The sequence below is a fragment of the Flavobacterium psychroterrae genome (assembly GCF_018380615.1).
In the GTDB taxonomy this organism is placed as follows: Bacteria; Bacteroidota; Bacteroidia; order Flavobacteriales; family Flavobacteriaceae; genus Flavobacterium; species Flavobacterium psychroterrae.
Genome location: NZ_JAGYVZ010000021.1, coordinates 1 through 20,714 on the forward strand (window position 1 = coordinate 1; position 20,714 = coordinate 20,714).

A 20,714-nucleotide genomic window follows, 5' to 3' on the forward strand; every position below is an offset into this window, starting at 1 on the left:
TTTTAAAACAAGAATATTAGCAAAAATAGCAGCACTTACATTGGTTCAATATATTAACAAATTTATATTTGACAGACCAATTAATAATATTAAAAATCAAATAATTTAATTTCACCCAACGGGTTATGGTTAATAAAATGAAGCGTATTAAAAAATATTAATTTAATTATATAAGTGTTTATTTTTTAAAATTAATTCACGCTATGCTCGCTTTCTAACCTTATTTTTTACGGCATTATAATCAATAAAATATTTCATGCTTATTGAAAAAATATGTTTTAAAGCATCGTTGTTTAATAATCCGGTTACATTATGTTTGAATTCTTTATCAATAATGCGTTCAAAATTAGAGGCATTATTTCTATATAAAACCGAAAGCTGACTTCCCGGAGCAAACCACCATGAATAAGATAAATCTGTATTCCAGGAATAAAAACTTGAATTTTTATTTTCGATATATACTGCGTAAGGAGTTAAAGCTCCGTCTTGCTGAAGTTCAAGGTTTTGTTTGTTTTCTGCAAAAGACCAATATTGCCTAACAGCTAAATTAATGGTCATCGCGCTGTTTAAAGCATATTTTCCGGATAAGGTGTTTGAATATGTGATTACATTTCTATTCGCAAAAATAATAGTTTCAGGAGTGTTTTTATTATCGTAATCATCAACACTGTCAATATAACCTTTGTTGTTGTTTTTTCTGTTAAAGCTAAAAGTATAGGTTAGTAAAAGTTTCTCGTTAAAGCGATATCTCGGGCCAATGTCAACACCATAAGCCATTCGTCCCGCTTCATCAGTAAAAATAATAGAAGGATTTAAATCCAAAGCAAATTTCTTATTGTAATTAGTTGAAATACTTCCCCAAACTTCTATTTTTCTTGGAATTATAACATAGCGATTTTCGGCTCTTGGTTCATAATAATCATTAGATTGTAAAGGGAAAAATGTAAATCCTAGTCCGTAATAATTGTTTTTTATAGTCGAAAGATTAACTTCTGAACTAATTTTGTTTTCCTGTACTTTTCCGGATTCTTTATTGAATTCAACATACATATCGTAGTCAATTCTAAAAGTATTAAAAAGCTTAGTAGGATTTAGGATTCTGTAATTTCCGTTTCCGTAGAAGTTATAATAATTAGTATAAAAATTAATTCCCAGATCATTTGGATCAAAATCTTTAGTTACAAAATCAGATCCCACACTATAACGATAATTTCCGTTAGTTTCGGCAAAACTCAAAGTGCTAAAAACACCACTTTTATCCTTTATATCGTTAATTAAACTGTATTTTACATTTCCAGATAAGTTGTAAGTATTTGCTTTTGTATTCAAATCCCATACTAACCCAGTAATATTTGCATCTCTGAAATTTCCGTTTCGGGTTACATTTGTATTGATAAGTGTAACCGAAGAATTTTTACGAAAACGCTGGTCTAAAACCAATACGTTATAATTAGTTAACGGTTCAACAACTTCGCGCCTGGTTTCGCCAAAAATGGTGTCTTTTATGGTTGTAAAAGTTTTTTCGGTAACCGCATTTAATATTCCAACGCCTAAACCTTTTTTAGTTCTTCCGGAAACTTTTAAGGCATTGATGAGGTTTACATTTTGAACTTCCTCAATTATTTCCTCATTCTCGTTTAAAGTTGGTTCAGTCGAAGGTCGTCCGCCAATTCTTCTGGAATAAAACATGTTTCCTTTATTGAATAAATCAGTTCCTTCAGTAAAAAAGGCTCTGTTTTCATTGAATTGCTGCTCAAACGGACCAAGATTTAAAATTTGATCGTCGTATTTTGTTTGTCCAAAATCAGGAATCAAAATAGCATCAAGAGTAAATGCATCGTTGATTCCGTATTTAATATCCATTCCGCCCTTAATTGTGCCATATGTTTTTTGACCATCGGCAGCATTTAAATAAAAAGAAGCGTACGGCATTAAAAATAATCGGGTAGGAGGTTTGATATTTTCTATTCCTTCTAAAATACCATTTTGTTGCGTGAATGTTCCAATTTTCGTGTCAACTAAATTCCACGTATATTTTTGACGGTCCCGTTTTATTTCCCTGAAAAAATTAATCCCCCAGGTTTGTTTGTCTTCTGCTGAAAAACGTAATGCCGCATAAGGAATTTTTATTTCAACCGTCCAGCCTTTATCCGTTAAAATAGCTTTGCTTATCCAGACAGCATCCCAGGAATAATCCTCTCCATTTGCATCTGTCATAATACAATCACCTTGAACATCGGCCGCTGATACAAAAAATTCGAAGTTTTGCTGACCGTCATTAAAACCATTTATAAAAACGCCAAAAAGATCTGCGGTTCCAAAATTATCACGTTGTGAAATTTCTTTTAAAATTTTATTTGGGTCATTATCATATAATAAAGCACCAATGTAAATTTCGTCATTATTGTATAAAACTTTGATTTCAGTTTTTTGATTTTCCGGAATTGGTTTTCCGTTATCAGGTTGATACATCACAAAATTTGTGGCTATCGCGGCATTGTTCCAGACTGGCTCGTCTAATTTTCCGTCAATAGAAATATTGTCAGTAAAAAATTGAGAATGCAAAACTTTTTTCTGGCCATAACTCCAGATTGTGATCAAAAGAGGAATGTAAAAGACTATTTTTTTCATGAATTTCTTAAAAGGTACAATAAAATAGACAGTTTTTTGTTCTATTTGTTACAGTATAAGTTTCAAAATTACCATTTATTTTAATTTTTATTAAGAAAATAGGTATAAACGTTAAGTTTTTTGACAGAAGAAAAAATCTTACATAAATAATGGTTTTATGTTAATTATGTTAAATTTTCAGCAAAAAAAGCCTGATTTTCAGCTATATATTTTGACAACCTACAAATTTTTATACTTTTGTCAAACCCAAATTTATTATTAACCTAAAGAAATTCAATGATTTACAAAATTTATCCACTTCTAGTGTTTTTGCTATTATCTTTTGGTAAAGATTCAAATAACACTCCTGAGCTTAAAAAAGTATCGACAAAGACCATTGCTAAGGTTGAAAATTTAACTGTCGAAGCTAAAATTGAAAACATTTATAACACATTAAATCCTAACAATTTTAATTTACCAGAACTTAGAACTTTTTCTGAAGCCTTAAAAGGTTTTTATTTGTTGAGAGAAAAAGGGGTTATTCAAAAAGACATTTTAACGGTTATTGACTTTAGTTTGTCATCAAATATCAAACGTCTTTGGGTAATTGATTTATCAACAAACACTATTTTATTAAATTCCTTAGTTGCTCACGGTAGAAATACCGGAGAAGAATTTGCCTCTGATTTTTCAAATTCAAATTCATCTTTTAAAAGCAGTTTAGGTTTTTATGCAACCGGTGAAGTTTATCAGGGTAAACACGGTGCTTCTTTACGTTTAGACGGATTAGAAAGAGGTGTTAACGATCATGCCCGCGAAAGAGCTGTTGTGCTTCATGGTGCAGATTATGTTTCTGAGTCTTTTATCAGAGATCATAAAAGATTAGGCAGAAGCCAGGGTTGTCCTGCAGTGCCGGTTGAGCTTACAAGTGAAATAATTGAATTAATAAAAAACAAATCGTGTTTGTACATTTACCATCCTTCAAGAAGTTTTGTGATGGAAGCAAAGTTAATGTCTTAATTTAGCATACAAATCCGAATCCAGATTATAAATATCAGCTCTGAACAAGAGCTGATTTTTTTTGCTCCAAGCTGTCCAGTACCATTGATACAAAGTGTATTTTTTTACGATTTTAATGCTGGTTGTTTTCTTTGAAGCAATTATGGTATCAATCCTGTCTTTTGACCATTTCTCAGAATCATCTAAAATATGTTGCGCTAATTCTAACGGATTTTCAACACGTACACATCCGGAACTTAGAGAGCGATTGTTTCTTCCAAAATTATTACGATGATTAGTGTCGTGCAAATAAACACTATGATGATTTGGGAATAAAATTTTCATTAATCCTAAGGCATTATTATAGCCAGGGCTTTGTACATAGCGGTAATTCCCCGGTTTGTTTTCGTTCCATGCATTTGGTTCCACCACATTTCCGGAAGTATCATAAATGGTAATGTTTTTTTTGGCTAAATAATTCCTGTTTCGTTTCATTGCCGGAACAACATCTTCTTTTAAAATTGTTGGCGGAACCGTCCATGTTGGATTAAAAACAACCGTTTTTAGTATTGATGTTATAATAGGTGTTTTTCTTTTGCTGGTTCCCACAACAACATTTCTCACTAAAGTAGTGTCCTGACTTTCTACAACATTCAGGCTGTAATCAGGAATGTTGATAATAAAATAGTTTTCGGCTAAATCATTATTGTACCATCTCCATCGTTCTAAATTGGCGATAATTTGTTGTTTTCTTTTTTCTTTAGAATAATTCAAAGCATTTATGGTTCCAACTCCGATAACGCCATCTGAAGCTAATCCATGTCTTTCCTGAAATTTCTTTACAGATTCAAAAGTTTTTTGATCGTAAATTTTCGTCAGACTGTCTTTTCCGGACATGTCTTTCCAGAATAAAAGCCTTTTTTTAATGTTGATCAAAGCTGTGTTTGTATCATGCAAGGTTATTTTATTTACAGATTCGATGGTTTTGATATCGTCATCAGGAAAAGTATTGACGATTTCAAGCGCTTTTAATAGTTGTTTATAAGTAGATGCTTTTGACTGAATATTATCAACGACACTGTCTAATTTATTTTTATTGAAAGCTTTGATAAGTACATTATTGACATCAAAAGTTTTTTCCTCCAGATCCCAATCTGCATATAGTTTTTTAGGATCTAATTTTCCCTTATAAAGATGGTTGAGGTATTTTTCGAAATTATAAGTAAGTAATATATCATAAGTGGAAAGATCAGAATCGCTCAGATTACTAATTTTTTCTTCAAACTTTTTGAGTTTTGAAGCTTTGTAATCTTCCGGATCAAGACCCAATTCTTCTGCTTTTGATAATTGCGTTAAAACGTAGGTTCTTTTTTTTAGGTTTCCCCAAACAGTTTTATTTTCAGATGAATTATAAAATTGTTTTAGCGTTTCACTTTTAAAAGTGCTTATAAGTGCAGTATCAATTTGTACTTTTCTTTCATCAGTAAGTATAATTGCAGGAGCAGTTTTTTTGACCGCGGGAATAATTTTGGGCGTATCTTTTTTACAACCAATAAAAATGCATATTACCAATAAAAAGTAAAGTTTGTTCATTCTCTATAATTTTTTAAACATTCAATAATGTTCGCCCATGTCTTTAATGTCAAATGGTTCACCCAGGGGTTGGTAATCCATTTTTTTATAAAGACCTACAGCTGCGGTTCTGGCGTTCAACCAAATCAAATCAACTTCGTTAGCATTGTAGTAGGTTTGACAATGCTTGACTAAAGTTTTTCCAAATCTATTTTTTTTTGATGCGTTTCTTAAACTGCCATCTGATAAATTTGAGCTTGATTCTGCTCCGCAAATATAGTATTGATTTTATTGAATTACGAAATAATTCCTATTAAATTTTTATTATCAAATAATCTGAAGTGATGCGTTGTTTTCGGTTCGTCTCCATATAAGATAGAGCTTTCAGGAGGTTTTCCTTTTCTTAAAACGGATTGATGAACAATATAAGTTTCATTTAAGGGGATTTCTTTAATAATATTCGCGATTTTCGAAAAATAATTGGTTGTATAACTTTTTAGTTTTAAATAAGTTATAAATTAATGTTGATTTTAATTGATTTTTTTTGCGAAAAAGCTTGTTTTGAACTTAACTTTATTTTTATATTTGCACCAGTAATGCGAAAGTAGCTCAGTTGGTAGAGCTCCAGCCTTCCAAGCTGGTTGTCGCGAGTTCGAGCCTCGTCTTTCGCTCTAAAAACCGGAACTTAATTGTTTCGGTTTTTTATCAAAGTTAAATAATTATTGATTTTTATTTTTTTAAACCATTTAATTATTTATATTTGCACCCTGTTAATGCGAAAGTAGCTCAGTTGGTAGAGCTCCAGCCTTCCAAGCTGGTTGTCGCGAGTTCGAGCCTCGTCTTTCGCTCTTCAAGATCCTCAAACAATTTGTTTGGGGATTTTTACTTTACAGTAAGTTTGTAAATTCCAGTATTTTTAAATTCCAAATTTAAAGTTTGAAACAATCCACAAAAGAATTGGAATTTGGAATTTAAAAATATTGGATTTTTATTTTAAGCTGCTCAAATCGCTTTCAGTTTCTAATTCCGTAGGGTTTTCATTCTTCAAAAACAAACGGGCTTTTAGATTTCCTTTTAAAGTAATTTTGTTTCCTTTTACTTCTAGCCAGCTTCCTTCTCTTAAACCTAAAACCGGAATAGCATTAAAAGCGTGAAATTCCTTAATTCGTGTTTCTCTCGTTTCACCCATATGTTTAGATTGCGTATCCGGATCTAAATAATGAGGATTTAAGTTAAAAGGGATCAATCCTAAAGTCTGAAAGCTTGGAGGATAAACGATAGGCATATCATTCGTAGTTTGCATCGATAAACCGCAAATATTACTGCCGGCGCTGGTTCCTAAATAAGGAGTTCCGTTTTTTACCGTTTCAGACAATAATTGCATGATATTGTGTTTGTACAATTGAGTAACAAGCAAAAAAGTATTTCCTCCTCCGGTAAAAATTCCTTCTGCATTTTTTATGGCATTTTCGGCACTTTCAAATTCATGGATTCCTTTTACTTCAATATTTATTGAAGCAAAAGCCTGCGCAACTTTTGCTGTATAATCGTCATGTGAAATACCACCCGGACGCGCAAACGGAATAAACAAGATGCTTTTGCAATTTTGAAAATGGGATTTTAAAGTAGGTAATAAATACTCTAAATAGCTGCCTTCGTGCAAAGTAGAAGTGCTGGCAATGATAATACTTTTCATAAAAATTTAACTCAGATTGTTGAGGTTAAAGATATTAAAATCTTGTTGTTCTACGACTCATAACAAAGGTTTAATTAACATATTTTTACCAAGTCCTTAATACTAAATTTGGAGTACATTAAGATATTTTTACATTTTTAAGAACAAAACTAATTTTCTTCTATTTTGATTAATAAAGTCGTATTTATTCTGCTTGTTGCGATGACTCAAACCGCGTGGTCTCAAATTGAGGATCGTGCTGTTATAAACGGACGAATAACCTCAAATACTTCAGATTTAGACGGTGTTTATGTAGTCAACGCGCAAACAGAGCTGATGGCAACGACAGATGTTTCAGGAGCTTTTTCTATTGCAGCAAAACCGGGAGAAATGCTTGTTTTTTCATCCATACAATTTAAGGAAAACAGAGTTTTGCTAACGAAGGAAAACTTTTCGGATCTGAATTTTACTGTAAAATTAAATATGGTAATGCATCAATTGCAAGAAGTTGTGGTGAGAAATTATAGTGGAATTAATGCAGTTTCATTGGGAATAATTCCCGGTGATCAAAAAAAATATACTGAAGCCGAAAGAAAATTACATACAGCAACAGCTTTAAATCCTACGGCAAATGCAGGAACAATGGCTGGAGGATCAATTTCTGCAGATCCTTTATTGAATTTTTTCTCAGGACGTACGGCAATGCTTAAAAAAGAAGTTGCGGTGGAGAAAAAAGAACTTTTTATGAAAATGTTAGAGCGTATGTTTTCAATTGATCATTTTGTGAATCGATTAAAAATTCCGTTAGAATATGTAAAAGGATTTGAATATTACGCCGTTGACAATGATAAATTCACAGTGATTTTAAATTCTAAAAACAAAACTTCAACGGAGTTTCTGTTAGGGGAATTAGCTGTAAAATATAAAGAAATAATTGAACGTGAAAATAAATAGTGCTTTACAAATAATCCTTTTATTGGTCGTTCAGATTGGTTTTGGTCAAAAAGATGTTTCAAAAGAAATTAATGGTCAAATATTTGAAGAATCCTCTAATGTTGAAGGAGTAAATATCATCAATAATACCACTCAGGTCACAACTGTTTCAGATGTAAACGGGATGTTTTCTATTGTGGTAAAAGAAGGCGATGTTCTTGTTTTTTCGGCAGTTAATTTAGATCCTGTAAAACGCCGAATCACGGTTGAAGATTTAAATTCGGTTTCGATTGTTGTTAAAATGACAGCAAAAGAGGTAGAATTGAAAGAAGTAATTGTAAATGAAAATGCGAATATCACTGCTGAAAATTTAGGGATAATTCCGGCTGGTCAAAAAAAATATACTCCGGCAGAACGAAAAGTATATACAGCAACGTCAACCTCTGTAGATAAGTTACTTAATAAAATTTCGGGACGAACTGCAATGCTTAAAAAAGAGGTAAATGTGGAAAAAAAGGAGATGCTTTTTCATAAAATAGAATACCTTTTTGAGGAGAATTATTATACAGAAAGATTGAAAATTCCTGCCCAGGATATCAAAGGATTTCAATTATTTTGTGTAGATGATGCTGATTTTGCCTTATCTTTGAATACTAAGAACAAGACAATGAGTATGTTTTTAATAACAGATTTAGCAAGGAAATATCTAACAATTCTCGAAAATGAAAAATAAACTAGGAATACTCGTTGTGTGCTTATTTTGCCAGATTATGCTGGGACAAAATAATTCAAGGAAGCCATTACATGGACAAGTAGTAAATAAATCACTGGCTATAGAAAGTGGTTATGTGATGAATATTAATGCCAACGCCAGAACTTTTATTGGTGTAAACGGATTGTTTGATATTATGGCTAGGCCTAAAGATACTTTGTTATTTACAGGGTTGGCATTTCAATCTAAAAAAGTGGTTTTGACAGAGAAAGATTGTGCTGAAATACTTTTTTCAGTGCCATTGGATTTAGTGAATATTGAGTTAAAAGAGGTTTTGGTTCATAAAGAACTTAAAGTGAAATCATTGCAAGGCGGATCACAAGGTATTGTGGATATGCAATTTGAGGATGATAAACAATCTACAGCGAAAAATAACGTAATGTACTCAGATCAGACTATTAAATACGGAACTGATTTTGTGAGAATATTTAAAGACGTTAAAAAACTGTTGAAGAAAAATGATGATGTAAAAGAAGATGTTATCAGTGATATTGCTTTTGTAGAATATTCTAAAGATAATTTTACGCCTGATTTTTATACTAAAACATTAGGATTAAAGCCAGATGAAATTGATTTGTTTTTAATGTATTGTTCTAACGATGCTGAATCTAAGAAATATCTTAAGCCTGAAGAAAAGTTTGAATTGATTGATTTCATGATTAATAAAAACAAAGAGTTTAAAAAAATCGAAACGAATAAAAAATGAAAACAAAAGTAATATATCCCTTAATTGGGATATTATTTTTATCGCTTTCATCTTTTGCATTCCATAAGTTTTATATGGGAGTTTTTCAGGTCAATTATGCGGTCGAGAAAAAAATGATTCAAATTACTTCGAGAATCTTTATCGATGATTTGAATAATGGAATGGAAAAGAAATACCATCAAAAAACATTCGTAGGAACCGATAAGGAAACCCAGGCTGATGTTGATTTGCTAAAGAAATATCTTGCTGAAAATTTTATTATCAAAATAAATGGTCAGTCAAAACCCATCACTTTTTTATCTAAAGAAGTAGAATCTAATGATGTTTTAGTATGCTATTCCCGAATAAAAGATATCGATAAATTCAAAACAATCGAAATCTCAAATACTGTTTTAGTAGACTGGAATAGTGAACAGCAAAACATTACACATATTTCAGCATTTGGCACAAAAAAGAGCGTTCTCTTTACAGAATCTTCAAGGAAAGAAGTGTTAAAGTACTAATTAAAACATACAATTATGGTTTTAATTGTTATTTTCACACCCTGACTCAAATTACCATTAAAAATTTATGAAAAAGCTTTCATTATTATTGATTTTTCCTGCAATATTGCTCGCTCAGGAAAAAACAGTTGCTCCAAGACAACAAGGAAAGTACGATACTAACAAATTCAGTCAAATGTATGATTTGTTAGCAACACCTAATATGTTTCGTACTGCATCCGGAGCTCCCGGACCTGCTTATTACCAACAACAGGCAGATTATAAAATTGATATTGAATTAGACGATAAAAATTCAAAATTAAGCGGTTCTGAAGTAATAACATATTCAAACAATTCACCGGATAGTTTAGAATACTTATGGATTCAGTTAGATCAAAATCAGGCAAAAGCCAATACGCAGACATCATTAGCAGAAGGAGAAAAAATTAGTCAGGTATTACCACTTGAAGGTTTTTCGACTAAATATTTAAAAAAGAATTTAGAACGCGGTTTTAATATTGAAACGGTAAAGGATTCAAAAGGAAATCCAATGTCGTATACCATCAATGAAACCATGATGCGTATTAATTTAGTTACGCCATTAAAACCCGGTGAGAAAATTTCATTGGCAATAAAATGGTGGTACAATATTAATAACTACAGAAAAGAAGGCGGACGTTCTGGTTATGAATTGTTCGAAAAAGACGGCAATAAATTATACGTAATTGCCCAATTTTACCCAAGAATGGCAGTTTATAATGACGTTGAAGGCTGGCAGAATATGCAATTTTGGGGAGGTGGAGAATTTGCTTTGCCTTTTGGAAATTTTGACGTAAATATTACAGTTCCTGCAGATCACGTTATTGACGCTACGGGAGAATTGACAAACAGAAGTGAAGTTTTTACACCAGAACAGGTAAAACGTTACGAACAAGCTCAAAAATCATTTGATAAACCAGTTGTAATTGTTACACAAGCTGAAGCAGAAGTAACAGAAAAAGGATTTTCTGAAAAGAAAAAAACATGGAAATTCAGTGCTAAAAACGTACGTGATTTCGGAATTGCATCTTCAAGAAAATTCATTTATGATGCAATGGCTGTAAAAATGGGAAATAGAGTAGTGATGGCAGAATCTGTTTATCCAAAAGAAGCAAATCCGCTTTGGGGAGAAACATCAACAATGGTTGTTGCGCATACTTTAAAAAGCTATTCATCACATACATTTGAATATCCTTATCCAAAAGCAGTTTCAGTTTCGGCAGAAGATCAGGGAATGGAATATCCTATGATTTGCTGGAATTATGGTCGTCCTGATGAAAACGGAAAAACGAGTAAAGAAGTTAAAAACGGAATGATTGGTGTTGTAATTCACGAAGTTGGACATACATTTTTCCCAATGATTGTAAACTCAGACGAGCGTCAATGGACGTGGATGGATGAAGGTTTAAACTCATTTTTAGAATATCTGGCAGAACAGGAATTAGATCCAACTTTCCCTTCAAGACGCGGACCGGCAAAAAATATCGTTCCTTACATGAGCGGAGATCAAAAGTTTTTAGAGCCTATTATGTCCAATTCTGAAACGATTCAGCAATTTGGAAATAACGCTTACGGAAAACCTGCTACAGGGCTTAATATTTTAAGAGAAGTGGTGATGGGAAGAGAATTGTTTGATTATGCCTTTAAAACATATGCAAACAGATGGAAATTCAAACACCCGACTCCTGAAGATTTCTTTAGAACTATGGAAGATGCTTCGGCCGTAGATTTAGACTGGTTTTTTAGAGGATGGTTTTATTCAACTGATTTTGTAGATATTGGAATCAAAGATGTGAAACAATATTACGTTTCTGAAACGCCAACGGCAGATCTTAAGGATGTAAAAGTGAAAAAAGGACGTTTTGGTTTCGAGAAAGGACCTTTCGTTTATTTGGTTTCCGGAGATAATACTGAGGTTACCGCTGCAAGCAAAAAACCGTTAAAAGTAGAAGATTTTAAGCCATTGGCTGATTATGTAGATCAAACTTTTACTGCTGAGGAAAAATCAGCATTAAAAACGCCTAAATATTTCTATGAAGTTGAGTTTAACAAGCCAGGCGGAATGATTATGCCAATTCTTGTTGAAATTACTTATGAAGATGGTACAAAAGATAATTACCAATATCCGGCTCAAATCTGGAGAAAAAGTAATGATACCGCTAAAAAAGTTTATGCAACTTCAAAAGCGATAAAAAGCATACAAATTGATCCAAAATTAATGACTGCTGATATTGATGTAACCAATAATTCATGGCCAAAAGTAGAAGTAAAGTCAAAATTTGATTAATACAAACCTGAAAGACTCTGAAAAGAGTCTTTTTTTTTAAGTAAATTTTAAAACTCTCAGCTACAAAATTTAATATCTTTGTGGCACACAAAAATAAAAGATATGTTTGGTATAGGAGGAGGAGAACTAGTTTTTATATTATTTATCGTACTTATGCTTTTTGGTTCAGACAAAGTGCCTGAAATTGCTCGTACAATGGGTAAAGCTATGGCGCAGTTAAAAAACGCGACCAACGATATTAAAAGTGAAATTCACAAAGGAGCAGAAGCTAATGGTCTTGACCATAATTCTTTGACAAGTATCACCGGTAATATCAATGCTCAGATCAATGAAGCCAAAACAAACTTATTAGGAGATAATGCAAATTTAACTTCAAATTTGTTAGGTGATACAGCCACAGAAATAGACAAAGTAAAAGAAGATATTGACACTATCTCAGGACCTGTAAAACGCCACCTGTAATGCTTGAAAAAATACAGGAATTAGACACCAGTCTTTTAATATATCTTAACGGTTTAGGTTCTGAAAAATACGATCAATTTTGGCTCATTATTACAAGTCAGTTAAATTGGACACCGCTTTTTTTATTAATGTTTTATCTTATTTATAAAAAAATAGGCGGAAAACAAACCTTGTATGTTTTGTTATTTATAGCGGTTTTATTAGCTTTTACAGACCAGACAACCAATTTATTCAAATACACATTTCAGCGTTTACGCCCTTGTAATAATCCAGATATCAATTCGATTATACGCGTTGTTCAGGTTAGAAAATCATATAGTTTCTTCTCAGGACATGCCGCAAATACAATGGCAGTAGCAACGTTTTTATATTTTGTTTTAAAACGTTATTTCAAATATTTAGGGTTCTTATTTTTATGGCCTTTAATATTTGCTTACAGCCGTATTTATTTAGGATTGCATTATCCGGGAGACATTCTAACAGGTTATTTCTTTGGAGCAATTTTCGGATCTTTACTTTATCTAGTATATAGAAAACTAAAACCACAATATTTTCCGGGATAATTTTCAGGAGCTATTTCCAGCTATCCGTTTCAATCTTTTATGCCGAACCCCGGCACAAAAGGATTTACACTTCTATCTGGGCTAGGACATTTGTTTTCAAAAGGAGTCTAATATTATATCACTCTTTGAATTACCTCCCGCTTTAGCGAGAGCATAAAAAATCAAAAAAAAAAGCTTTAGCCAAACATTTCGTTTGGCTAAAGCTTTTTTTGATATCATCATATTTAACTCCAGCCAAAGCTGGAGGCAATTTAATCAAGTTTTAATAATTTTCGATTCATGTTTGTCATTTCGAAGAATGAGAAATCCCACTAGTAATTCTATAAAGATTGGCGACTCCAAAAGCGGAGTTTCTCATGTGATTTCTCATTCTTCGAAATGACAACTTGACGACTAAATAATTCATGTAAAAGCCAGATTCTCAACAATAATCTTTTCACTCCATTCTAAACCTTCAGGAAGTTGTTGATTACTAAATTCAATATGAATAACCCTTCTTCTTTCGTTATTTGTAGTTTTATTTGAAGCGTGAAATAGTAAAGGCTTCATAATCATGATTCCGCCTTTTTCAACTTCACAAATTGTTTCATTTTTAATTTCAAGATTTTCAACCCTGAAAATTCCTTTTGAATGCGAATCATTTATAACTTTCAAAGCGCCGTTATCCTTCGTTGTTTTGTCAATATGAATTCTTATTGTAAAATTGTTTTCCAGAATTTCTATTGGAGGCTGAACCGCAAATTGATTTTGTTTTGTAGTCCAGTTTTCAAAGTTTTCAATCTCAGTTTTTTTATCTACCGAAATGGTCAAATCCTGATGATAAGCGACAAACCAATTTGATTTTTCAGGTTTATCAAAATAAATAGATTTCGTTATAAAATATCCTTTACCAAAAGTTGAAGCTATAATATCTTTTAAGTTTTTATTAAATAGATAAGGCAAAGTTTCAGGAATTTCTTTGTGAAATTGCCTGATAGCAAATAAATCCTGAGATTTTCTAAAAGTTGAATTTTCAGTTTTATTCTCCGTAACATCCTCAATTAGAGAAATCAGTTTTTTAATTTCAACTTCAGAATATACATTATCAATAATTGTAAAACCTTCGGAATTTATTTGATTTGCAACATTCATTTTGAAATCAATTTATGTAATTATTACTAGAAACTTAGCATCTTAATACCTCAGAAACTTAGCGCTTTTTTTAAAGAACCCTACTAACAGTCAAACCATCACGAATAGGTAATAAAACCGTTTCAACTCTTGGATCATTTTTCAAAAGCAGATTATATTCTAAAAGTACTTTTGTACTAACATCATTTGGATGAACGGGTTCAAGGATTTTTCCGCTCCATAAAACATTATCAGACAAAATGATGCCGCCTTTATTCATTTTCGGAACAATCATTTCCCAATAGTTCAGGTAATTTTCCTTATCCGCATCAATAAAAACCAAATCAAATTTTACATCCAGATTTGGAATAATATCCACAGCTTCACCCAAATGCTGAAAAATTTGCTTCCCCCAAGACGACGCATCAAAATATTTACGTTGAAAATCGACTAATTCTTCCTTTATGTCAATAGTGTGCAATTGACCGTTTTCCTGCATTCCTTCGCACAAACACAAAGCCGCATAACCGGTATAAGTACCAATTTCAAGAATATTTACCGGACGAATCAATTTAGATAACATACTTAAAACACGACCCTGAAAATGTCCGCTTAACATTCTTGGCAAAAGTATTTTCTGATACGTTTCCTTGTTTAGTTTGGCTAATAATTCTGGTTCGTTTTCAGAATGTTGTTCAATATAATCTTCTAGTTCCTGTGATATAAAATGCATGTGATAATCTTCTAAATTTGATTGTAAAAATACAAAAAATATTGCTTCACTTTTTTGCATAAAAAAACCATCCGCGGCGGCAGATGGTTTCAATTCTACATTTTGATAGAATTATTTTTTTAAAGCTTCATTAACTTCTTTTGCTGTTTTCACAGTTCCGTCCTTTGCAGCTTTTGCAGCATTTTCTACTTTTTGAGCTCCTTTTTTAGTTGCATCTTTTACATCTTGCGCAGCATTTTCAGAAGCTGCTTTAGCTTTTGCAGCAGCATTCTCGGCTTTAATAACAGCACTGTCTTTTGCTTGTTCAATATCTGTAGTTAACGTATCAACTTTGTTTCCAAGAGTTAATTCATCTTCTGCAGGTTTTGGTTCTTTCTTCTCGCAAGATTGAACAGCGAATGCTAATAGAGCGATAACAGCTAAGCTTAAAATTTGTTTTTTCATAATGAATGATTTTTTTTAGGTTGATAAAATTTAAAGGTTATAAAGCTGAAAAATAAAGATACACATTTTAAAATGACTGAGCTCTTTGTAAAGTTATTTTTCATTTCAGGACAAGACAATACTCGTGCCACAAATTTTAATTTTAAAATATTAGATATGATTTTTTTAATGCTTAAATAGTCTTCATAATCCTTTGGAATCAAAATCTGTAAAATGATAAAATGAAATTTCGATTTTATCAAAAAAGGATATAATTTAGTTTTTGTATAAACTAAAATTAATTACAATTTCATCTTTAACCTTTATTAAGCCTGCCATTTTTACCGGAGCTTCTAATTCCAGATCCGAAAACTTTAAGTTAAGTGTTCCCTCAATTTTATCATCTGTATTATACAATATAAAATCTTTGTATTTTAATGTTTTATCTGTAATAAAAAAGTTAAGATTGCATTTGTAGTTTTTACCGTTTGGTTTTATATCTGTTATGCAAACAATACTATTCGGGAATTTTTTCGCCTTCACAGTACCTTGTAAATCTTTGGTCATTATTTTGTTGCCACAATCAAAATTTGACATTTTGATTTCGGTTTTAAAAGTGTTTTTTTTATTTGAGTTTAAGTAAACTGTGTCTTTTATAGTAAAAGTATTTGAACAGTTATACTTGCCAACAGTAGATAGTCCGTTAATTTCTATTTTAATTTTATTTATTATCAAAGTTGTATCTTCTGTTAAAAAATTGGGTTTAGCGCTTCCCAAAAAAAAGAAAATTGCTAAACCCATAATTAAGATTAAAAATCTCGTTTTCATTTTTTTTAGAATGAAATTGTTGCTTCAAACATTAGTCCTTCAAATTTTCCTCCGTAGAAATCATTTGGCATTGACACTCCCGCTACGTTCCCAAATAGCTGATAGTTTTTGTAATTCTGCTGTACATATGAAAGTTTTGCCAATATATTTTTAGTCATAAACCAACCTGCGGCAGCTTCAAATCTGTTAACCTGAACAGCATCAGCATCAGTGTTTTTAAGTTTTCCATCAACTAAATTATATTTAGCGCCTAGATATAAGTTTTCGTGACTTCCAAAACGATATACTAAATCGCCCACATATTGGTTGACGTTACGGGTATCATCCGTTCCTTTATAATCACCTCCCGAAGCAAATTCTAAAGTACCAAAGAATTCAAAACCTTTATATTTTACAAATGGATTAATCATATACGAAGTAGCCCAGTTCCCAAATCCAGGATTAAATCTGCCTGTATCTTTATTAGTTTCAGAATCTAAGATATTTGAACTTGGGTAACCAATTGTTCCGGCGTGCGTCATAACACTATAAAAACGACTTCCTGCCCTGTCAGAAGAGTATAAGTTACCACTAGAGTTTGCTGTATGATAGTAAGATCCGGTAAGTCTGATTCTTAAATCACTGTCAATTTGTTTGTCCCAGCCTAATTTAGCCAATATTGTAGGGCTAATCGTTGTATTTTGATCTGGAGCAATTACAGTAGGTGTTCCTGGAATAACTTCTTGTACATTTTGATTTAATTTAGAGTTTGTTACTCCAATCATACTTACAAAGCCACTTCTGTTATAGTATACTTCAGCTCCCATTTCGGTAGTAAAAGCGTCCATGATATTGTTTCCAATAAAAGGATTTGTTATCGTGTAAGCGTTGTTACTTCTTCTAAAATGCGCATCACCGTAGTTATTCTCCATTTGACCTATTTTGATGGTGGTATATTTCATCACATCTTCAAGAAGTCCTTTTTTAATAAAATCTAATTTGTCGATTTGTAAATATCCTCCTTGAACCCAGGTTTCATGATGGTGTCTTGACGCAAGATAAATGTCTAAGTTTACACGCACACCATCTGCTAATTGTGCACCAATAGTCATATTAGCGTTAGGTAAATTAAAGTCGTTTGTTAGATTATTTAATCTATAAGCAGCGTTAGCGCCGGTTAAATCTCTTTGATCGTTGAACGAATTTATGGCTTGAAACTGTAAGGTAAATGCGCCGCCTAAGTCCACACTGATACCTTTATAAGCTGTGGTATCTTTTTTTATATCAAATACATTGATGGCTCTTTGATCACGGGGAACCTGATTTTGAATATGTCCAAAACTTAGTTGTGCATTTGCAGCAAACGTGCTTGTTAATGCTATAAATAGGAGATAGATTTTTTTCATGGTTATTATAAATTAAAGTTTAAATTAAATTTTAAGGTTAAATCCTGACCTGTTTTAATAGTACCTAACAAAGCGGTTGGAGACTTCATTCCAAAATCATTAAAAGTAATTTTGTTTGATCCCTGCAACGTTAATATATCTTTTATAATGCTTGTTTTTACAGTAGTTTTAAGGAGTTTGCTAGTACCTGCAATTGTGTAAGTTCCGGTTAGTTCCCAAGTAGTTTCATTTACTTTTTCGGCAGATTTAAGAACATATTTTATGTTTTTGTTTTTATCAGTTTTTAAAGTTTCATACGCTACTTTGTCCATACTTTTTTTCTCGCTTTTAATACTTTCTGCTAAGAGCGTTATAGATATAGATTCGATATGAGTAAGTTTATCATTTGTAATAGTCAAGTTTGCAGTTCCTGTTCCCGAAGCAGATTTCATTTCCCAATCATGTAAGGTTGATGTGCCTAAAACTGAAAATGTTGATTTACTATCCACCGTATAACTTTTTTGTGCCGTGGCAACTGATATAATTCCTAAAAAGGAAATTATGAAGGCGAATATTTTAATTTTTTGTGATTTCATTTTTACTATTATTTTATTGAAGTGTTTACAATTATTTGAATTCAATTTTAATCGCGCGTTTTATTATCTTGTTCAAATTTATCTCTGTTATCATGAGATTTGTATGATAATAATCATTGTTAAAATTTTATTAAATTCTTATTTAATAACTGCATCGTTTTCATTTTAAGATCAAAAAAAACAGCTATTTGATTTTACCAAATAGCTGTTTTTTTTTTTTTTTTAATTTTCACGGATCAATTTTGAGTCAAAGATTCTTTCATGTTAAAATCGTTTAAAGTAATGTTGAAAATTAGTGCCAATTCTTTTCCGGCTCTCACAACTCCAAGAGCGGCTGTTGGAGGTGACATACCAAAATCAGCAAAAGTGATTTGGTTAGATCCCTTCAAAATAAAATTCCCGTTATTAGCCGTTACATTTACCTGAGTTTTATAATCTTTGCTGATTCCGGCAATTGTATAAGTGCCAGTTAAATTCCAGGTTGTTTCGTTTACTTTATTTGCAGCTTTTAAAACGTACTTAATGTTTTTGTGTGCTTTAGTATCCAGCGTTTCATAAGCCACGTCGTCCATGCTTGTTTTGCTGCTTTTTATACTTTCTGCCGGCAATGTAATAGTTAAAGTATTTATGTCAGATAATTTAGAATCTATAACAGTTAGATTTGCAGTACCGTTTCCTTCAGAAGATTTCATTACCCAATCATGCACATTTGAAGTTCCGGCAACTTCAAAAGTTGATTTTGCCAGAGTATAATTTCTTTGAGCATTTGTTTGTATTGACAATGTTATTAAAATTATTGTCAATAAAATTGATTTAGTTGTTTTCATTTTGATGTGGTATTTAGTTCTTTTTTGGGATAATGGAAACAGGATTCAATCAGGTATTTATAATAAAAGATTGTGTTGTTTCTTTAGATCAAATTTATTGCGAACTCGCAACAACAAGTATGATAAAAGTCATTGTTGAGATATTATTAAATAACTATAATTATTACAATGGGTTTTTCTTGTCGCCTTTTAAAGAAAATGGGTAATGCCAAAAACAAAAACAAGTATTTACAGGCACTAAGCCTCAGTACATCATCAGAAATTTTAAGAAAAAAAGTAGTAACTTTGCGCCATGCAAATTGAGAAAAAAGATATACGAGCCCTATCAAAAGACGAGTTACGCGATTTTTTTGTCGCTAATAATGACAAAGCTTTTCGTGGAAATCAAGTCTATGAATGGTTGTGGAGCAAAGGAGCACATAGTTTTGAGGACATGACAAATGTTGCCAAATCAACCCGTTCTATGCTGGAAGATAATTTTGTAATCAATCATATAAAAGTTGATACAATGCAGCGCAGCAGCGACGGAACAGTAAAAAATGCCGTTCGTTTACACGATGGTTTAGTAGTAGAATCTGTTCTGATTCCTACAGATACCAGAACAACAGCTTGCGTTTCAAGTCAGGTTGGTTGTAGTTTAGATTGTAATTTCTGCGCGACTTCACGTTTAAAAAGAATGCGAAATCTTGAACCGGGAGAAATCTACGATCAGGTAATTGCAATTGATAAAGAAAGTCGCTTATATCATAATCATCCGCTTTCGAATATTGTTTTTATGGGAATGGGAGAACCCTTAATGAATTATAACAATGTCATTAAAGCCATTGATATGATTACCTCTCCCGAAGGTTTAGGAATGTCGCCAAAACGTATTATGGTTTCGACTTCAGGAATTCCGAAAATGATTAAAAAAATGGCCGATGATGATGTAAAATTCAAATTGGCGGTTTCTTTACATTCGGCGATAGATGAAATTCGTGCGCGAATAATGCCATTCAGTAAAAACTTTCCTTTAGCAGATTTAAGAGAATCATTAGAATATTGGTACAAAAAAACCAAGAATAAAATTTCATACGAATATGTAGTATGGAAAGGAATCAACGACGATAAAGCTTCGATTGATGCCTTAGTAAAATTCTGTAAATATGTGCCTTGCAAAGTAAATCTAATCGAATATAACCCAATTGACGACGGCGAATTTCAACAAGCCTCAGAAGAATCTATAATGGCTTATATAAAAGCATTGGAGAACATTGGAGTAGTATGTAAAGTACGTCGCAGCCGCGGAAAAGATATTGATGCCGCTTGTGGACAATTAGCCAATAAAGAAGGGTAAATTGCATTTTGTGTACTCCCGACGTACAAATAAATGAAGCATGTTGTAAATTTATTCCGTTAGGAATTAAATATTGGTAGAAAAAAAATGATGTAAAAATTTAAAATGTCCCGTAGGGACTACACATTTCTAAACCAAATTACATTAAAATTACAAATAAACAAAAAGCATTAAAAACGAGAATTACTCTTGTTCTTAGTGCTTTTTTTTGGGCAAAAAGGATTATTGTTTTAAACGTCAATTAAAAAGTTCAAATAGTTTTTACTTTTAAATAATGATTCAAATCAGGCTTTAAATCCGGAATGCTTTTGGTTTGTTTTCATAATTATTCTATAAATTATTGATATACTAACCTAAATTATACAACGTTTTTTTATTTAAAATAGTATATTTGGGA

At 31.9% G+C, this 20,714-nt stretch carries 19 protein-coding genes, 2 tRNA genes and 1 pseudogene; 12 read left to right on the forward strand and 10 right to left on the reverse strand.

The features are described 5' to 3' along the window. Nucleotides 1-109 (forward strand): annotated as a pseudogene (locus tag KHA90_RS19205) (IS982 family transposase); the annotation flags it as partial. A gap of 92 nt (nt 110-201) precedes the next feature. On the opposite strand, the gene KHA90_RS19210 reads toward KHA90_RS19205, so the two are convergent. Then, entirely contained in the window at nt 202-2,631 is a 2,430-nt protein-coding gene (locus KHA90_RS19210) for a DUF5916 domain-containing protein (protein ID WP_213304943.1), read from the reverse strand. A gap of 276 nt (nt 2,632-2,907) precedes the next feature. Here KHA90_RS19210 and KHA90_RS19215 point away from each other — a divergent pair, with 276 nt between their 5' ends. Next, a complete protein-coding gene (locus tag KHA90_RS19215) occupies nt 2,908-3,630 on the forward strand; it encodes a murein L,D-transpeptidase catalytic domain family protein (RefSeq protein WP_213304946.1) in 723 nt (240 codons plus the stop codon). Here KHA90_RS19215 and KHA90_RS19220 read toward each other — a convergent pair. Beyond that, nucleotides 3,619-5,202 (reverse strand): L,D-transpeptidase family protein, encoded by a 1,584-nt coding sequence (locus KHA90_RS19220; RefSeq protein ID WP_213304949.1) that lies wholly within the window; start codon nt 5,200-5,202, stop codon nt 3,619-3,621. The two genes, KHA90_RS19215 and KHA90_RS19220, sit on opposite strands and share 12 nt — an antisense overlap. 577 nt (nt 5,203-5,779) lie before the next feature. Between KHA90_RS19220 and KHA90_RS19230 the strand changes: the two genes are divergently transcribed. Together KHA90_RS19230 and KHA90_RS19235 are read left to right on the forward strand one after the other, a co-directional pair. Then, nucleotides 5,780-5,852, forward strand: a tRNA-Gly gene (locus KHA90_RS19230). 104 nt (nt 5,853-5,956) lie between these two features. Further along, nucleotides 5,957-6,029, forward strand: a tRNA-Gly gene (locus tag KHA90_RS19235). A 140-nt stretch (nt 6,030-6,169) separates the two neighbouring features. On the opposite strand, the gene pepE is transcribed toward KHA90_RS19235, so the two are convergent. Further along, nucleotides 6,170-6,877: a dipeptidase PepE gene (gene pepE, locus KHA90_RS19240; protein ID WP_213304952.1), complete on the reverse strand. Its 708-nt coding sequence runs from the start codon at nt 6,875-6,877 to the stop codon at nt 6,170-6,172. A gap of 165 nt (nt 6,878-7,042) precedes the next feature. On the opposite strand from pepE, the gene KHA90_RS19245 reads away from it, so the two are divergent. From KHA90_RS19245 to KHA90_RS19275, 7 genes are all read left to right on the forward strand, one after another. Further along, the gene (locus KHA90_RS19245; RefSeq protein ID WP_244860448.1) at nt 7,043-7,810 is read left to right on the forward strand and encodes a carboxypeptidase-like regulatory domain-containing protein; all 768 of its coding nucleotides are present in this window, start codon (nt 7,043-7,045) and stop codon (nt 7,808-7,810) included. Then, on the forward strand, nt 7,797-8,522 hold the full coding sequence (locus KHA90_RS19250) for a carboxypeptidase-like regulatory domain-containing protein (protein WP_317197402.1): 726 nt from the start codon (nt 7,797-7,799) through the stop codon (nt 8,520-8,522). The genes KHA90_RS19245 and KHA90_RS19250 overlap by 14 nt, the downstream gene beginning before the upstream one ends. After that, the gene (locus KHA90_RS19255) at nt 8,512-9,267 is read left to right on the forward strand and encodes a hypothetical protein (RefSeq protein ID WP_213304955.1); all 756 of its coding nucleotides are present in this window, start codon (nt 8,512-8,514) and stop codon (nt 9,265-9,267) included. The genes KHA90_RS19250 and KHA90_RS19255 overlap by 11 nt, the downstream gene beginning before the upstream one ends. Next, entirely contained in the window at nt 9,264-9,770 is a 507-nt protein-coding gene (locus KHA90_RS19260; RefSeq protein WP_213304958.1) for a DUF6702 family protein, read from the forward strand. The genes KHA90_RS19255 and KHA90_RS19260 overlap by 4 nt, the downstream gene beginning before the upstream one ends. Nucleotides 9,771-9,837: 67 nt before the next feature. After that, nucleotides 9,838-12,075 carry a M1 family metallopeptidase gene (locus tag KHA90_RS19265; RefSeq protein ID WP_213304961.1) on the forward strand — a complete coding sequence of 746 codons (2,238 nt, stop codon included), beginning with the start codon at nt 9,838-9,840 and terminating at the stop codon, nt 12,073-12,075. Between the two features lie 102 nt (nt 12,076-12,177). Beyond that, complete coding sequence (locus KHA90_RS19270) at nt 12,178-12,537, forward strand: Sec-independent protein translocase subunit TatA/TatB (RefSeq protein ID WP_213304964.1); 360 nt, start codon at nt 12,178-12,180, stop codon at nt 12,535-12,537. Next, nucleotides 12,537-13,100, forward strand: coding sequence for a phosphatase PAP2 family protein (locus KHA90_RS19275; RefSeq protein ID WP_213304967.1), 564 nt, complete (start codon nt 12,537-12,539; stop codon nt 13,098-13,100). The genes KHA90_RS19270 and KHA90_RS19275 overlap by 1 nt, the downstream gene beginning before the upstream one ends. Before the next feature lie 402 nt (nt 13,101-13,502). Here KHA90_RS19275 and KHA90_RS19280 read toward each other — a convergent pair whose 3' ends face one another. From KHA90_RS19280 to KHA90_RS19310, 7 genes are all read right to left on the reverse strand, one after another. Then, complete coding sequence (locus KHA90_RS19280) at nt 13,503-14,231, reverse strand: phytanoyl-CoA dioxygenase family protein (protein ID WP_213304981.1); 729 nt, start codon at nt 14,229-14,231, stop codon at nt 13,503-13,505. A gap of 70 nt (nt 14,232-14,301) precedes the next feature. Then, nucleotides 14,302-14,943: an O-methyltransferase gene (locus tag KHA90_RS19285; protein ID WP_213304984.1), complete on the reverse strand. Its 642-nt coding sequence runs from the start codon at nt 14,941-14,943 to the stop codon at nt 14,302-14,304. Nucleotides 14,944-15,054: 111 nt separating this feature from the next. Continuing rightward, on the reverse strand, nt 15,055-15,387 hold the full coding sequence (locus KHA90_RS19290) for a hypothetical protein (protein WP_213304987.1): 333 nt from the start codon (nt 15,385-15,387) through the stop codon (nt 15,055-15,057). A 255-nt stretch (nt 15,388-15,642) separates the two neighbouring features. Beyond that, the gene (locus KHA90_RS19295; RefSeq protein ID WP_213304990.1) at nt 15,643-16,194 is read right to left on the reverse strand and encodes a hypothetical protein; all 552 of its coding nucleotides are present in this window, start codon (nt 16,192-16,194) and stop codon (nt 15,643-15,645) included. A gap of 5 nt (nt 16,195-16,199) precedes the next feature. Then, nucleotides 16,200-17,579: a hypothetical protein gene (locus KHA90_RS19300; RefSeq protein WP_213304993.1), complete on the reverse strand. Its 1,380-nt coding sequence runs from the start codon at nt 17,577-17,579 to the stop codon at nt 16,200-16,202. A gap of 5 nt (nt 17,580-17,584) precedes the next feature. Continuing rightward, on the reverse strand, nt 17,585-18,154 hold the full coding sequence (locus tag KHA90_RS19305) for a YceI family protein (protein ID WP_244860451.1): 570 nt from the start codon (nt 18,152-18,154) through the stop codon (nt 17,585-17,587). A 236-nt stretch (nt 18,155-18,390) separates the two neighbouring features. Further along, a complete protein-coding gene (locus KHA90_RS19310) occupies nt 18,391-18,981 on the reverse strand; it encodes a YceI family protein (RefSeq protein WP_213304996.1) in 591 nt (196 codons plus the stop codon). 292 nt (nt 18,982-19,273) lie between these two features. Between KHA90_RS19310 and rlmN the strand changes: the two genes are divergently transcribed. Further along, complete coding sequence (rlmN, locus tag KHA90_RS19315; RefSeq protein ID WP_213305011.1) at nt 19,274-20,317, forward strand: 23S rRNA (adenine(2503)-C(2))-methyltransferase RlmN; 1,044 nt, start codon at nt 19,274-19,276, stop codon at nt 20,315-20,317. Nucleotides 20,318-20,714: the final 397 nt, after the last annotated feature.